Source organism: Pseudonocardia sp. ICBG601 (assembly GCF_020496245.1).
Genome location: NZ_JAHLJA010000150.1, coordinates 103,515 through 115,956 on the forward strand (window position 1 = coordinate 103,515; position 12,442 = coordinate 115,956).

11 protein-coding genes are annotated in these 12,442 nt (G+C 73.4%); 7 read left to right on the forward strand and 4 right to left on the reverse strand.

What is annotated here, in order from left to right; genetic code table 11:
- Nucleotides 1-70: 70 nt before the first annotated feature.
- Complete coding sequence (locus KPL57_RS46225) at nucleotides 71-817, reverse strand: Crp/Fnr family transcriptional regulator (RefSeq protein WP_226356801.1); 747 nt, start codon at nucleotides 815-817, stop codon at nucleotides 71-73.
- Between the two features lie 163 nt (nucleotides 818-980).
- Nucleotides 981-2,474: an MFS transporter gene (locus KPL57_RS46230; protein ID WP_226356802.1), complete on the reverse strand. Its 1,494-nt coding sequence runs from the start codon at nucleotides 2,472-2,474 to the stop codon at nucleotides 981-983.
- A gap of 78 nt (nucleotides 2,475-2,552) precedes the next feature.
- Between KPL57_RS46230 and KPL57_RS46235 the strand changes: the two genes are divergently transcribed.
- A complete protein-coding gene (locus tag KPL57_RS46235; protein WP_226356803.1) occupies nucleotides 2,553-3,164 on the forward strand; it encodes a TetR/AcrR family transcriptional regulator in 612 nt (203 codons plus the stop codon).
- Between the two features lie 18 nt (nucleotides 3,165-3,182).
- On the opposite strand, the gene KPL57_RS46240 is transcribed toward KPL57_RS46235, so the two are convergent.
- Together KPL57_RS46240 and KPL57_RS46245 are read right to left on the reverse strand one after the other, a co-directional pair.
- The gene (locus KPL57_RS46240) at nucleotides 3,183-4,388 is read right to left on the reverse strand and encodes an NAD(P)/FAD-dependent oxidoreductase (RefSeq protein WP_226356804.1); all 1,206 of its coding nucleotides are present in this window, start codon (nucleotides 4,386-4,388) and stop codon (nucleotides 3,183-3,185) included.
- Between the two features lie 214 nt (nucleotides 4,389-4,602).
- On the reverse strand, nucleotides 4,603-5,064 hold the full coding sequence (locus KPL57_RS46245; protein WP_226356805.1) for a MarR family winged helix-turn-helix transcriptional regulator: 462 nt from the start codon (nucleotides 5,062-5,064) through the stop codon (nucleotides 4,603-4,605).
- Nucleotides 5,065-5,151: 87 nt separating this feature from the next.
- Here KPL57_RS46245 and KPL57_RS46250 point away from each other — a divergent pair, with 87 nt between their 5' ends.
- From KPL57_RS46250 to KPL57_RS46275, 6 genes are all read left to right on the forward strand, one after another.
- The gene (locus KPL57_RS46250; protein ID WP_226356806.1) at nucleotides 5,152-6,306 is read left to right on the forward strand and encodes an NAD(P)/FAD-dependent oxidoreductase; all 1,155 of its coding nucleotides are present in this window, start codon (nucleotides 5,152-5,154) and stop codon (nucleotides 6,304-6,306) included.
- A 250-nt stretch (nucleotides 6,307-6,556) separates the two neighbouring features.
- Complete coding sequence (locus tag KPL57_RS46255; RefSeq protein WP_226356807.1) at nucleotides 6,557-7,549, forward strand: iron-siderophore ABC transporter substrate-binding protein; 993 nt, start codon at nucleotides 6,557-6,559, stop codon at nucleotides 7,547-7,549.
- 327 nt (nucleotides 7,550-7,876) lie between these two features.
- Nucleotides 7,877-8,173: a SidA/IucD/PvdA family monooxygenase gene (locus KPL57_RS72960; RefSeq protein ID WP_226356808.1), complete on the forward strand. Its 297-nt coding sequence runs from the start codon at nucleotides 7,877-7,879 to the stop codon at nucleotides 8,171-8,173.
- Between the two features lie 32 nt (nucleotides 8,174-8,205).
- Nucleotides 8,206-8,415, forward strand: coding sequence for an MbtH family protein (locus tag KPL57_RS46265; protein ID WP_226356809.1), 210 nt, complete (start codon nucleotides 8,206-8,208; stop codon nucleotides 8,413-8,415).
- A gap of 68 nt (nucleotides 8,416-8,483) precedes the next feature.
- Complete coding sequence (gene panD, locus KPL57_RS46270; protein WP_178375031.1) at nucleotides 8,484-8,891, forward strand: aspartate 1-decarboxylase; 408 nt, start codon at nucleotides 8,484-8,486, stop codon at nucleotides 8,889-8,891.
- 36 nt (nucleotides 8,892-8,927) lie between these two features.
- Complete coding sequence (locus KPL57_RS46275) at nucleotides 8,928-12,383, forward strand: non-ribosomal peptide synthetase (protein ID WP_226356810.1); 3,456 nt, start codon at nucleotides 8,928-8,930, stop codon at nucleotides 12,381-12,383.
- Nucleotides 12,384-12,442 lie beyond the last annotated feature (59 nt).

A 12,442-nucleotide genomic window follows, 5' to 3' on the forward strand; every position in this document is an offset into this window, starting at 1 on the left:
GTGGGAGTGTGCGTCATGACCGGCTGGCTCCTTCGTGGTGGTGGCGACCGCGTCCGGCGGTCCGGAGCGGTCAGCCGGCGTCGGCTCGGGCGTCGAGGTAGAAGCGGAGGGCCGCCGGTCGCACCCGCAGGACGCGCCCGGTACGGAACTCGACCGCTCCCGCCTCCTCGAAGCGGCGCAGGAAGTACCCGATCCGTGACCGGGTGGTGCCGACGATGTGCGCCAGCTCCTCCTGCGTGATGCGGTCGTGGATGGTGACCCCGGCGGGCCCCGGGCGTCCCAGCCGGTCGGCGAGGTCGAGCAGGGTCACCCCCAGCCGCTGCTCGCTGTCATCGGTCACGAGGTGACTGATCGAGGTCTGCTGTTCGGCCAGCCGGCCCGCGAGGTGCTGGATGAGGTGCCGGTGGAGCACCCGTCCGTCCAGGGCGCGGAAGAGCGACTCGGCGGAGAAGCGCAGCATGTCCACCGGGTCCATCGCCACGGCCGTCTCGGTGCGTGCCCCGTCGAGGAGGGCGAGCTCGCCGACGACCTCCCCGGCTCCGTAGATGCGGAGCAGGCACATCTTGCCCGACCGGGAGTGCACGATGGTCTTCACCCGTCCCGCGAGGACGAGGTAGATCGACTCGTCGGGATGCTGTCCGCGGTAGACGGTGCTCCCCCCGGCGAACGACGTCCGTGTGTAGGAGAGCTGTCCTCTCCGGACGAGGTCGCCGAGCAGTTCCGGGAACTCCGTCCGGGCCGTCGTCCCGGTGTTCCCGGGACGACGGCTCGGCAACGGTTCCAGCTGCCCCACCATCACCTGCGCGAGGTCCCCCACAGCGCCTCCATGGCGTCTCGGACTCCTGCCCGGTCTGGGCGGTGAGTTCGGTACGTCCGACGGTAGGTGTGTGGGCTATCGGGGCCCTATCGAGTTGTATGTCCAGTACGGGCCTGATGGTGACGATCGGGTGTGTCCGGTCGTCGCACCCGCGCCGGGCCGGTCAGCTCCTGCTGCGCAGCCCGAGCACGATGGCCACGGCCATCACCGCGGAGAGCACGGCGCTGACGAGCCCGATCGTCGAGAGCGCCGAGGTGAACGCCTGGGTTCCGGCCGCGACCAGCTCCGCGCCCTCGGCACCGGGCAGCCCCCCGGCGGCCTCGACGGTGCCGGCGAAGGTGTCGGTGCCACCCGCGACCGGTGCGTCCGCGAGCTGGGTCCGGTAGATGAACGTGCCGAGCGCGCCCAGCACCGCGACACCGAGCGCCATGCCGAGCTCGGTGCTGGTCTCGGAGACGGCGGCCGCGGAGCCCGCCTTCTCCGGCGGGGAGGACCCGACGATCAGGTCGGTGCCCAGGGCGATCAGCGGACCGCCACCGGCGTAGGTCAGGCTGAAGCCGACCACGGCCACCCACAGGGCGCTCTCGGGGCCGACCGTGGCGAGCATCAGGTGCCCGACGATGGAGATCAGCAGACCGCCGGCGACGATGTGCGCCGGGGCGAAGCGGCCGGCCAGGGCCGGTGCGGCCATCGAGGTCACGATCAGGCCGAGCGCCGCGGGGAGCAGCCAGAGGCCGGCCGTCATGGGGGACTGGCCCTGGGCCAGCTGCAGGTACTGGGTGACGTAGAGGTAGGTGCCACCGGCGACGAACATCGCCATCAGCATCGCCACCGCCGCGGTGCTGAACGCCGGGCTGCGGAACAGGGTGAGGTCGATCAGCGGCGTGGTCAGGCGACGCTGCCGGCGGGCGAAGACGTAGCCGAGTGCCGCGCCGACGACGATCGCGACCGTGGCGACGACGGTGTTGCCGCCGACGGCCAGCTCCTTGAGGCCGTAGACGACGGGCATGATCGCCCCGAGGGAGAGGGCGACGCTCACCAGGTCGATCGGGTCCGCCTCCGGGGCGCGGTACTCGGGCAGCAGCAGCGGCCCGGCGACGAGCAGCAGCGCCATGACCGGGACCGCGATGAGGAAGACCGATCCCCACCAGAAGACCTGCAGCAGTGCGCCACCGATCACCGGGCCGAGTGCGATGCCGACCGAGAACATGGTGACCCACAGCCCGATGGCCATGCCCCGCTGGCGCGGGTCGACGAACATCGCGCTGATCAGCGACAGCGTGGAGGGCATCAGGGTCGCGCCGGCGATGCCCAGGGCGGCCCGGCTGATCAGCAGTGCCTCCGGCGTGGTGGCCAGGGCGGCGACGATCGACGCGACGCCGAAGGCGGCCGCACCGATGAGCAGCAGCTTCCGGCGCCCGATGCGGTCGCCCAGGCTGCCCATCGTGACGAGCAGGCCGGCGATCATGAAGCCGTAGATGTCGATGATCCACAGCATCTGCTGTGCCGTGGCGCCGAGGTCCAGGGTGATGGCCGGACCGGCCAGGTGCAGGACGCTGACGTCCATCGAGACGAGGAGGGTGGGCAGTGCCAGTACCGCGAGGCCGAGCCATTCGCGGGTACCGGCGCGCTGCTCGCGAGGCGCGACGGTGGTCATGACGGGACTCCTTGGGGAGATTTGGCGTACCATCGGTACGTACGAGGAGACCGTAGCAGATTCACGTACCATCGGTACATGAGTTCGGGAGGGTTGATGACCGGAGTGCGGATCCGGCAACGGGAGCAGACGCGGAAGGCTTTGATCCACGAGGCGCGGACGTTGTTCGCCCAGCGTGGCTACGGCGCGGTCGGGCTGGCCGAGATCGTGGCCGCCGCGGGCGTCACCAAGGGTGCCCTCTACCACAGCTTCGACGGCAAGATCGGCCTGTTCCGCGAGGTCCTGGCCCAGGTCCAGGCGGAGGTGGCCGAGCGGGTGTCCACATCGGTCTCCTCCGATGCGGACCCCTGGACCTCGTTCGTCGCCGGCTGCCGGGCGTTCCTCTCGGTGTCGAACGACCCGGAGCTGTCGCGGATCATGCTCATCGACGGGCCTGCCGTCCTCGGCTGGTCGGAGTGGCGCCGGCTGGACGAACAGACCTCCGCGCGTCACCTGGCGGAGTCGCTGCAGCAGCTCGTCGACGACGGGGTGATCGTGTCCCAGCCCGTCGAGCCGCTGACCCGGCTGCTGTCCGGCGCGATGAACGAGTCCGCTCTGTGGCTGGCCGAGTCCGGGCGCGCGGGGGACGGGGACGCGGTCTGGGACGCCTTCCACGGTCTGCTGTGCTCGCTCCGCGAGCGCCGGCTGTAGCCGGACGCAGACGCCCTGTCAGGTTCCTCCGCCGGACCGTGCGCGTCGTAGGGAGGCCGATGGGCTCCGTCCCGGCTCAGGCCCGCGTGGTCCGGTGGGCTCCCGGCCGGTGATCAGTGCGAGGAAGCCGTGCGGGCTGTCCTCGCCGAAGAGGAGTCCCTGGTTGCGGTCGGACTCGGCGGCGAACTCCGCGCTGCGGGGAAACAGCGCACGCTCGTAGTCGTCGAGCGCCGCGTCGGTGTCGCGGGGACGGGCGGCGATGGCCCTGCCGAGCTCTGCGCCGTCGAACATGGCTAGGTTCGCGCCCTCCCCGGCGAAGGGGGACATCAGGTGTGCGGCGTCGCCCAGCAGTGTGACCCCGGGGACCCGGTCCCACCGGTGGCCGATGGGCAGGGTGTTGATCGCACGCAGCACCGGGACGGCGTCGGTCTCGGAGATCAGCGCGGTCAGCTCGGGGGCCCAGCCGTCGAACTCGGCGACGGTACGCGCGACGACGGCTGCCCGGTCGGTGGCGTCGACACCGTCGATCCAGTTCAGCGGTTTGGCGAGACCGACGTAGGTGTGGATGACGTCGCCGGCCTCGCGATGGACCATCAGGCCCCGGCCGGGCTCGAGAGCCGTCATGGAGCCGGTGCCGACCACGGCGGCGCTGGTGGCGTGACGACGGTCCACGTCGTGCAGGAAGGTCTCCACGAAGGAGATCCCGGTGTAGCGCGGTCGGGCGTCGCTCACCAGGGAACGGACCGTGGACCAGGCGCCGTCGGCCCCGACGAGCAGGTCGGTGGTGACCGTGTCGCCACCGGCGAAGCGGACCTCGTGGCGGCCGTCCCCGAGTGGGGTGACGGCCGTGACCTTGTGGCCCCACCGGATCGTGTCCGCGGGCAGGGAGTCGAGCAGGATCCGCCGCAGGTCGCCACGGAGCACCTCGGGCCGGGTCCCGGTCCCGTCGTCGGGCTCGTCGAGCAGCGCGGAGGCGTGACGGTCGACGACGCGGGACGCCTCACCGCCGACGTGGATGATGCTGCGGAACTCCTCGGTCAGGCCGGCCGCCTCGATCGCGAGCTGTCCGTTGTACTCGTGCAGGTCGAGCCGGCCGCCCTGGGTGCGGGCGTCGGGAGAGGCCTCGGCCTCGTGGATCGTCGACGCGATGCCGTGCACGTGCAGGACGCGGGCCAGCGTCAGGCCGCCGAGGCCCGCGCCGATGATCGTGACCGGATGTCCCATGACGTTGCCTCTCGTGGGCGGCGTGCTGCCGGAGTCGGCTCTGCCGGTACGTCGTACCACCACCATCGGTACGACGTGTCGACCCTGCCGCCCTGCGTCACCGGGGCCGGCGTGCGGGTCCGGCTCCGCGACCGCCGGGGGAGTGTCCGACGGTGCGGGCCCTGCGTCGCGGGTGGCGGGAGCCGACACGGATCGCCGGGCGGTCGGCGCTGCCTCAGTCGCCGAACTCCAGAACGAGCTGTCGGCTCCAGGCCCCGATGGCCGCGGCGGCGTCCGGCGACAGCCGGTCGAGGGCGAGCCGGCGGATCGTGGCGCCGTGGCCGGTGATCGCCCGCACCGCCACGTCGCGACCCGTGTCGGTGAGTGCGACGCCGGTCCGGCGCCCCGCGGCGCCCGCCTCGCGGCGCTCCAGCAGGCCACGGCGCTCCATGCGGGTCAGCTGATGCGCGACCCGGCCCTTCTCCCAGTCGAGCGACGCAGCGAGATCGGTGACGCGCACGGCTGTGTCCCGGGCCCTGTACAGGGTCACCAGGATGCTGAACTCGGTCTTCGAGATCCCGAAGTCGCGCTGCAGGGAACGGTCGACCTCACGCAGGAGAAGGCGCTGCGCCGTCATCCATGTGTCCCAGTAGGCCCACTGCTCCGGGGACAGCTCCGATGACGACGACTCGAGCACGGGGCGAGACTACCCGGGTATGAGTTGACGCATCAACTGTTTCGTCTAGAGTTGATGCATCAACTCTTCGAAGGGTGTGGACACGACATGAGTTCCACTGTGGTGATCGTCGGCGGCGGCTACGCCGGCACGATGGTCGCGAAGGCGCTCGACGACAGGGCCGACGTCATCCTCGTCGACCCCCGCGACGCCTTCGTCAACGTCTCCGGTTCGCTGCGCGCGACGGCCCGGCTCGACTGGGCCGACCAGCCGTTCTTCGACTACGGGCCGCTGCTCACGCGCGGGCGGGTGATCCGCGACTCGGTCGTCGCCGTGCAGCCCGGTGGCGTCACGCTCGCCGACGGGTGCCGGGTCGACGCCGACCACATCGTGCTCGCGACCGGATCCAGCCATTCCTACCCCGCGCGCCCGCGGACGACGGCGACCAGCGCGGCCGCGGCCGCCGACGACCTGCGTGCCACGAACGAGCAGCTGTCGCGGGCCGACCGCGTGCTCGTCCTCGGTGCCGGGCCCGTCGGTCTCGAGCTGGCCGGCGAGATCCGCGACGCGTGGCCCGGCAAGCGCATCACGATTCTCGACCCGTCGCCCGAGATCCTCCCCGCCTGTCTTCCCGAGGTGCGCGACGAGCTCCGCCGCCAGCTGGAGGAGCTGGACATCGACCTCCGGCTCGCCACGTCGCTCGCCGACCTCCCACACGCCGCGGCCGCGACGGCGTCGACGTTCACGGTCACGACGACCGACGGCGAGGAGATCACCGCCGACATCTGGTTCCGGACCTTCGGGTCGCGCCCGCACACGGCCTATCTCGCCGACGGCGCGCTCGTGCGACTCACCGAGCGGCAGACGGTCCCGGTCGACGAGCACCTCAACGTCATCGGACACCCGACCGTCTACGCGCTGGGCGACATCGCCGATCTGGCCGACCCGAAGATGGCCACCCAGGCCATGACCCAGGCGCCGACGGTGATCGAGAACATCGCGGCCCGGCTGCGGGGCGAGCAGCCCGTCGCCGTCCACGAGCCGGCGACGACGCATCGGATCCTGGTGCCGCTGGGCACCCGGTACGGCGTCGGCCAGCTCACCTCCCCCGACGGCGGAGCGATCGCCGCGCCGGTCGACGTCGTGGTCGCGCGCAAGGGGACGGACCTGTTCACCGCCCGCTTCGCCGAGCGGTTCGGGAGGACGGCGACCGCCGGCATCGACTCCACCGGCACCGCCGGTGACGGAGAGGGCAGCGGGTGAGCAGCGGCGTCCGTCCCGGCCCTCCTGCTCCCGCGGCTCGGGCCGGTTGCTCGGCCCTGTGTGCTGGTCGGCGACCCCGACCTCGGCCGGTCCTCGGTGAGGGCGGCCGCGTGGCGGGGCGGGCGTCGGTGCAGACGGCCCCGAGGGCGGGGCCGTCGAGTCCTCTTCGGACCTGTGTGACGGGCGCGGCACCGTACCGATGCCGCCGCGGATCTTCCCCGGGGAATCCTTCCTGCGTAGTTTAGGAGGTATGCCTAACTTAAGTCGCCGGGTCTTCCTCGGTGCCGCCGTGTGCGGCGCACTGCTGTTCGGGACCGTCGCCTGCGGCAGCGAGCCCTCCGGTGCCCCCGACACCGCCCAGGGCTCGGTCGCGGTCACCCACGCACTCGGCACCACGACGGTGCCGCCGGGCGTCGCGCGGATCGTGGCCCTCGGACCCACCGGGTTCGACGTCGCGCTGGCCCTCGACGCACCCGTCGTCGGAGCGTCCTCCAGCGGTAGCGAGTCCGGTCTCTCCCCGTGGACGTCGCAGGCCCAGGGGGTCTCGGACGTCGAGGTGCTCCCCGTGACCGGCGAGGCCACCGAGGTGGACATCGAGCAGGTCGCGGCCCTGAAGCCGGACCTGATCTTCGCTCCGGGCTACTTCGCCCTGGAGAAGTCCTACCCGCAGCTCAGTGCCATCGCGCCGACGATCGGCTACCAGAAGGGCCCGGCCCAGGACACCTGGCAGGAGATGACGACGCAGCTCGCGACGGCGCTCGGCCGACCGGCCGACGCCGAGCAGGTCATCGGCCGGGTGCAGACCACGCTCGACGAGACGCGGGCGGCGCACCCGGCCCTGCAGGGCGCCACCTACACCTTCGGCTTCGTGCAGCCCGGCGCGGTGACCGCGCTGCGTGACCCGGACGACGCGATGAACTCGGTGCCCACGGCGCTGGGGCTGTCGCTGTCGCCGCAGATCCTCGCGCTGCCGAAGGGGGAGTCGTTCGGCGTGCAGATCTCCTCCGAGCAGATCGCCTCGCTCGACGCGGGCGCCCTCGTCCTGTTCGACGGCGGCGACGCGGAGGCACGCAGGACGCTCGAGCAGAACCCGCTGTTCGAGCGGCTGCCGGTGGTGCAGCGCGGGGCCGTCGTGAACTACGACTACGACGAGTTCATCGGGCTGCGCAACCCCTCGCCGCTGTCGATCCCGTGGATCGTCGACCGGATCGCCCCCCGCCTGTCGGAGGCCGTGTCGAAGTAGTCCGGAGTGGTCCTCGTCCGTCCCCAGCGGCCGGCGCCGGTGTCCCGGTGCCGGCCGCCGTCGTGTGCAGAGGGTGCGTCCGCGGGCCCGGGGTCCCGCCGAACGGGGTGGGAGGGCCCGGGGTCCGGCGCACCGCAATGACCTAACGCTAACGCTGGGTAGTGTCACTCGAAAGAGTGACAGCGTCTCCGGAACGGGGCTCCGACCTGGGGTTTCGGGCGGTGTGGGGTTTTTGGGTGATGTCACTCTCTAGGCGGGACGGTGATCCTCGTGCTGAAGTTAGCCTCGCCTTAGAGAAGTGCAGCCGACCTTGTGCGAAGGACCGTGATGGCCGACCCCGTGGGCGTGCGAACCCGTACCGACCAGGAGATCCTCCACGTCCTGGGCGTCGGGTCCGGATCGGCCGACCCGGGCGTCGCCATCGCACCGCCCGTGCACGACCGGTCGGTGACCGGTGCCGGTCGGGTGACCGGCGGCGTCGTCGAGCGCCGGGACCCGGTCGGGTGGCACCGCGGCACGCCCCTCGGGGACGCCACGGGGCAGGTCTCACGCCCCACGGATCTGATCACTCTGCGTGATACCGGGAGTGGCCGCCCGCGTCCCGCCGGCCGCGCCGCGCGCTGACCCGACCCGACCGGACGACCGAGGAGACAGCCATGTCCGAGAACCCGTTCGACGACGAGACCGGGACGTTCCACGCCCTGGTCAACGACGAGGGCCAGTACTCCCTGTGGCCCGCGTTCGCCGCCGTCCCCGCGGGCTGGCAGATCGCGCACGGTCCGGCCGACCGCGCGTCCTGCCTCGCGCACGTCGAGCAGCACTGGACCGACCTGCGTCCGCGCAGCCTGGTCGACCGCACCGGCTGACCGGCCCACCCCGAACCCCCGAAACGGAAGGAACCCCCATGTCCGGCGTCGCCGATGTCGTCCCGCAGGTGTACCGCACGCTGCTCAGCGGCAAGATCCACCGCGCCACGGTCACCCAGGCCGACCTGCACTACGTCGGTTCGCTGACCGTCGACGAGGACCTCATGGACGCAGCCGGGCTGGTCGAGGGCGAGAAGGTCCAGGTCCTCGACATCGACAACGGCAACCGTCTCGAGACCTACGTCATCACCGGTGAGCGCGGCACCGGCGTGATCGGGGTCAACGGGGCCGCGGCACACCTCGTGCACCCCGGCGACCTCACGATCATCGTCGCCTACCAGCAGGTCCCGCAGTCCGCCGTGGCCGACCACGTGCCGCGCGTCGTCCACGTCGACGCCCACAACCGGATCGTCGAGCTCGACACCGACCCCGCCGCGCCGGTGCCCGGGGCCCTCGACCAGCTCGCCGGTCGCTGAGCGTCCGCCCCGAACCGCGCAGGAGGAGCACCCCTGATGAGCCCCGTGTCCACCGACGAGCTCCGTGAGCTGATCGCCGGCCTCGTCGACGAGGAGCCCGAGGACGTCGGCGACGACGACGACCTGTTCGAGCTCGGCCTGCAGTCCATCGCGCTCATGCGCCTGGTCTCGCGCTGGCGCGACGACGGGTTCGACGTGGGGTTCGGCGACCTCGCCGCCCGCCCGACCGTCGCGGCGTGGGCCGCGCTGCTGGCCCGCCGTCCCGACGCCGCCCCGGCGACGGACGGCCCCGACGAGGGGGCCACCGGGGCCGGGCAGCCCGCCGCGACCGACGGGGCCGCCGAGTTCGGGCTGGCCCTGCTCCAGCACGCGTACTGGGCGGGCCGCGACCCGGCCCAGCCCCTGGGCGGGGTGGCTCCGCACCTGTACCTGGAGTTCGACGGCCCCGGTCTCGACCCCGACCGGCTGGCCGCCGCCCTGCGCCGGCTCGTCGACCGGCACCCGATGCTGCGCGCCCGCATCACCGACAACGGCCGCCAGGAGATCCTCCCCGCCACCGGCCAGGGCGCGCCCACCGTGCACGACCTGCGCACGGTGGGCGACGCCGAGCGCGCCGAGCGCCTGGCCGCGACCCGGGACGCGATGTCGCACGAGATGCTCGCGATCGAGCGCGGCGAGGTGTTCCGGGTCGCGGTGAGCCTCCTGCCCGACGGTGCCCGGCTGCACGTCGACGTCGACATGGTCGCCGCCGACGCCGTCAGCTTCCGGGTGCTGCTCGCCGACCTGGCCCGCTGCTACGAGAAGGGCCTCGACGCGCCCGAGACCGAGCCGATCGGCGTCACCTACCGGGAGTACCTGCAGGCCAGGCCGGGTGCCCGGCGGGCCGCCTCCGACGCCGCCCGTGCTTACTGGGAGGGGCGCGCCGCGGAGCTGCCCGGCGCGCCTGAGCTGCCGGCGCTCGAGTACGGCACCGGCCGCCCGCGCGCGCAGCGGCTCGCGTTCACCCTGGCCGGCGACGAGCGGGACGCGGTGTTCGCGGCGTGCCGCCGCCACGGTCTGACCGCCGCCGCCGTCATCGCCACCGCCTACGCCGAGGTCGTCGGCGCGTGGAGCGCGCAGCCGCGGTTCGTGGTGAACGTCCCGCTGTTCGACCGCGATCCGGTGCACCCCGAGATCGACCGGGTCGTCGGCGACTTCACGGGGTCGGTGCTGCTCGAGGTCGACCTCACGACGCCCGCGACCTTCCTGGAGCGGGCGCGCGCCGTCCAGCACCGGCTGCACTCCGACGCCGAGCACGCCGCGTTCTCCGGCGTGGAGGTGCTGCGCGACCTCGGCCGCCGCGCGGGCGAGCAGGTCCTGGCGCCGGTGGTGTTCACCAGCGGGCTGAACCTCGGCGAGCTGTTCGACGAGCGGGCGCGGGCGCTGTTCGGCGACCCGGTGTGGATGATCTCGCAGGGGCCGCAGGTCCTGCTGGACGCGCAGATCACCGAGGTCGGCGGGCAGATCCTGGTCAACTGGGACGTCCGCGCGGACCTGCTGCCCGACGGCGTCGGCGAGGCCATGTTCGCCGCGTTCAGCCGGCTCGTGCGCGGCCTGGGGCAGGACCGGACCTGGTCCGTGCCCGTCCCGGCGCTGCTGCCCGCCGACCAGCTCGCCGTGCGCGAGCGCGTCAACACCACCGCCGGCCTGCCGCCGGCGCGGCCGCTGCACCACGACTTCTTCACCGGCGCCGCCGCCCGCGGGGACGCCCCCGCCGTCGTCGCCGGCTCCGGGGTGCTGGGCCACGCCGAGCTGGCCGACCGGGCGCTGCGGGTGGCGGCCGGGCTCCGCGAGCGCGGCGTCGCACCGGGCGAGCCGGTCGCGGTGACGCTGCCCCGCGGACCGGAGCAGGTCGTCGCGGTGCTCGGGGTGCTCGCCGCCGGCGGCACCTACGTGCCGCTGGGCGTCGAGCAGCCGCCCGCCCGGGTCGAGCGGATCCGGGCGGTCTCCGGGCACCGGTGGGCGATCACCGCCGAGCCGGGGGAGGACCGCGTCACCCTCGCCGAGCTCCTGGCGCACGCGCCGCTGCCCGAGGCGGCCGCCCCCGACCCGGAACAGGTCGCCTACCTGCTGTTCACCTCCGGCTCCACCGGCGAGCCGAAGGGCGTCGAGGTCCCGCACCGGGCCGCCGTCGCCACCCTCGACGACCTGGTCCGCCGCTACCGGATCGGCAGCGGCGACCGCACCCTCGCCGTCTCCGCGCTCGACTTCGACCTGTCGGTGTTCGACCTGTTCGCGGTGCTCGGGACCGGCGGCGCCGTCGTCGTCCTGCCCGAGGGCGCCCAGCGCGACCCCGACCACTGGGCGGGCGCGGTCCGCGAGCACGGCGTCACGATCCTCAACTGTGTGCCCGCGCTGCTCGACGCGCTGCTGTCCACCGGGCACGACCTCGGCCCCACCCTGCGCCAGGTCCTGCTCGGCGGTGACCGGGTGGGCACCGACCTCCCCGGGCGGCTGCGTGAGCGGGTGCCCGGCTGCGGCTTCGCCGGGCTCGGCGGGACGACCGAGACCGCGATCCACTCCACCGTCACCGAGGTCGGCGACGGCCCCGGCGCCGTCGACCCGGACTGGCGGTGCGTCCCCTACGGCACCCCGCTCGACGGGGTCGCGCTGCGCGTCGTCGACCACCTCGGCCGCGACGCCCCCGACCACGTGCCCGGCGAGCTGTGGATCGGCGGCGCCGGGGTGGCGCACGGCTACCGCGGTGACCCGGACCGCTCCGCGGACCGCTTCCTGACCCTCGACGGGCGGCGCTGGTACCGCACCGGGGACCTCGCCCGCTACCGGGCCGACGGCACCGTGGAGTTCCTCGGCCGCCGCGACGACCAGGTCAAGCTCAACGGCTTCCGGGTCGAGCTGGGGGAGGTGGAGGCCGCCACCGCCGCGGTCGACGGGGTCGCCCGCGCGGTCGCCGTCGTCGTCGGCGACGCGGTGCTCGCGGTCGCCGTGCACGGCACCGCCGACCCCGACGCCGTCGCGGCCGCGCTCCCGGACGCGCTGCCGCCGCACATGGTCCCGCGGGCCGTCGTCGCGCTGGACCGGGTGCCGCTGACCACGAACGGGAAGATCGACCGCCGGGCCGTGCGGGCCGCCGTCGCCGAGCGGGTGGCGGCCGGCGCGGACCGGGTCGAGCCCGGCTCCGCGCTGGAGCGGGTGGTGGCCCGGGTGTGGGCCGAGGTGCTCGACCACGACGGTCCGGTCGGCGTCGAGACGCCGCTGTTCGCCCTCGGCGGGGACTCGGTGCTGGTCACGGTGATCGTCTCGCAGCTGCGGGAGCTGCTCGACACCGACGCCGTCTCCGCGCGCACGGTGTTCGCCCACCCGACGGTGCGGGAGCTGTGCCGGGCCCTGCGCGCGCAGGAGCCCGAGCGTGTCGACGCCGTCGCCGAGGTCGTCGACGAGATCGAGTCGCTCGCCGAGGACGACGTCGACCGGGCGCTGGCCGACCGGTGAGCCACCGCCCGCGCGGCTGAGCCCCGCCGCCCCGTACCCGCACGACCGCACCCATCCGT

Bases quoted from the DNA above. Each gene is read 5' to 3' on its own strand.
- KPL57_RS46240 (WP_226356804.1), bottom strand. From the start codon at position 4,388: ATGGGACATCCGGTCACGATCATCGGCGCGGGCCTCGGCGGCCTGACG.
- KPL57_RS46235 (WP_226356803.1), top strand. From the start codon at position 2,553: ATGAGTTCGGGAGGGTTGATGACCGGAGTGCGGATCCGGCAACGGGAG.
- KPL57_RS46230 (WP_226356802.1), bottom strand. From the start codon at position 2,474: ATGACCACCGTCGCGCCTCGCGAGCAGCGCGCCGGTACCCGCGAATGG.
- KPL57_RS46265 (WP_226356809.1), top strand. From the start codon at position 8,206: ATGTCCGAGAACCCGTTCGACGACGAGACCGGGACGTTCCACGCCCTG.
- KPL57_RS46275 (WP_226356810.1), top strand. From the start codon at position 8,928: ATGAGCCCCGTGTCCACCGACGAGCTCCGTGAGCTGATCGCCGGCCTC.
- KPL57_RS46250 (WP_226356806.1), top strand. From the start codon at position 5,152: ATGAGTTCCACTGTGGTGATCGTCGGCGGCGGCTACGCCGGCACGATG.
- KPL57_RS46255 (WP_226356807.1), top strand. From the start codon at position 6,557: ATGCCTAACTTAAGTCGCCGGGTCTTCCTCGGTGCCGCCGTGTGCGGC.
- KPL57_RS72960 (WP_226356808.1), top strand. From the start codon at position 7,877: ATGGCCGACCCCGTGGGCGTGCGAACCCGTACCGACCAGGAGATCCTC.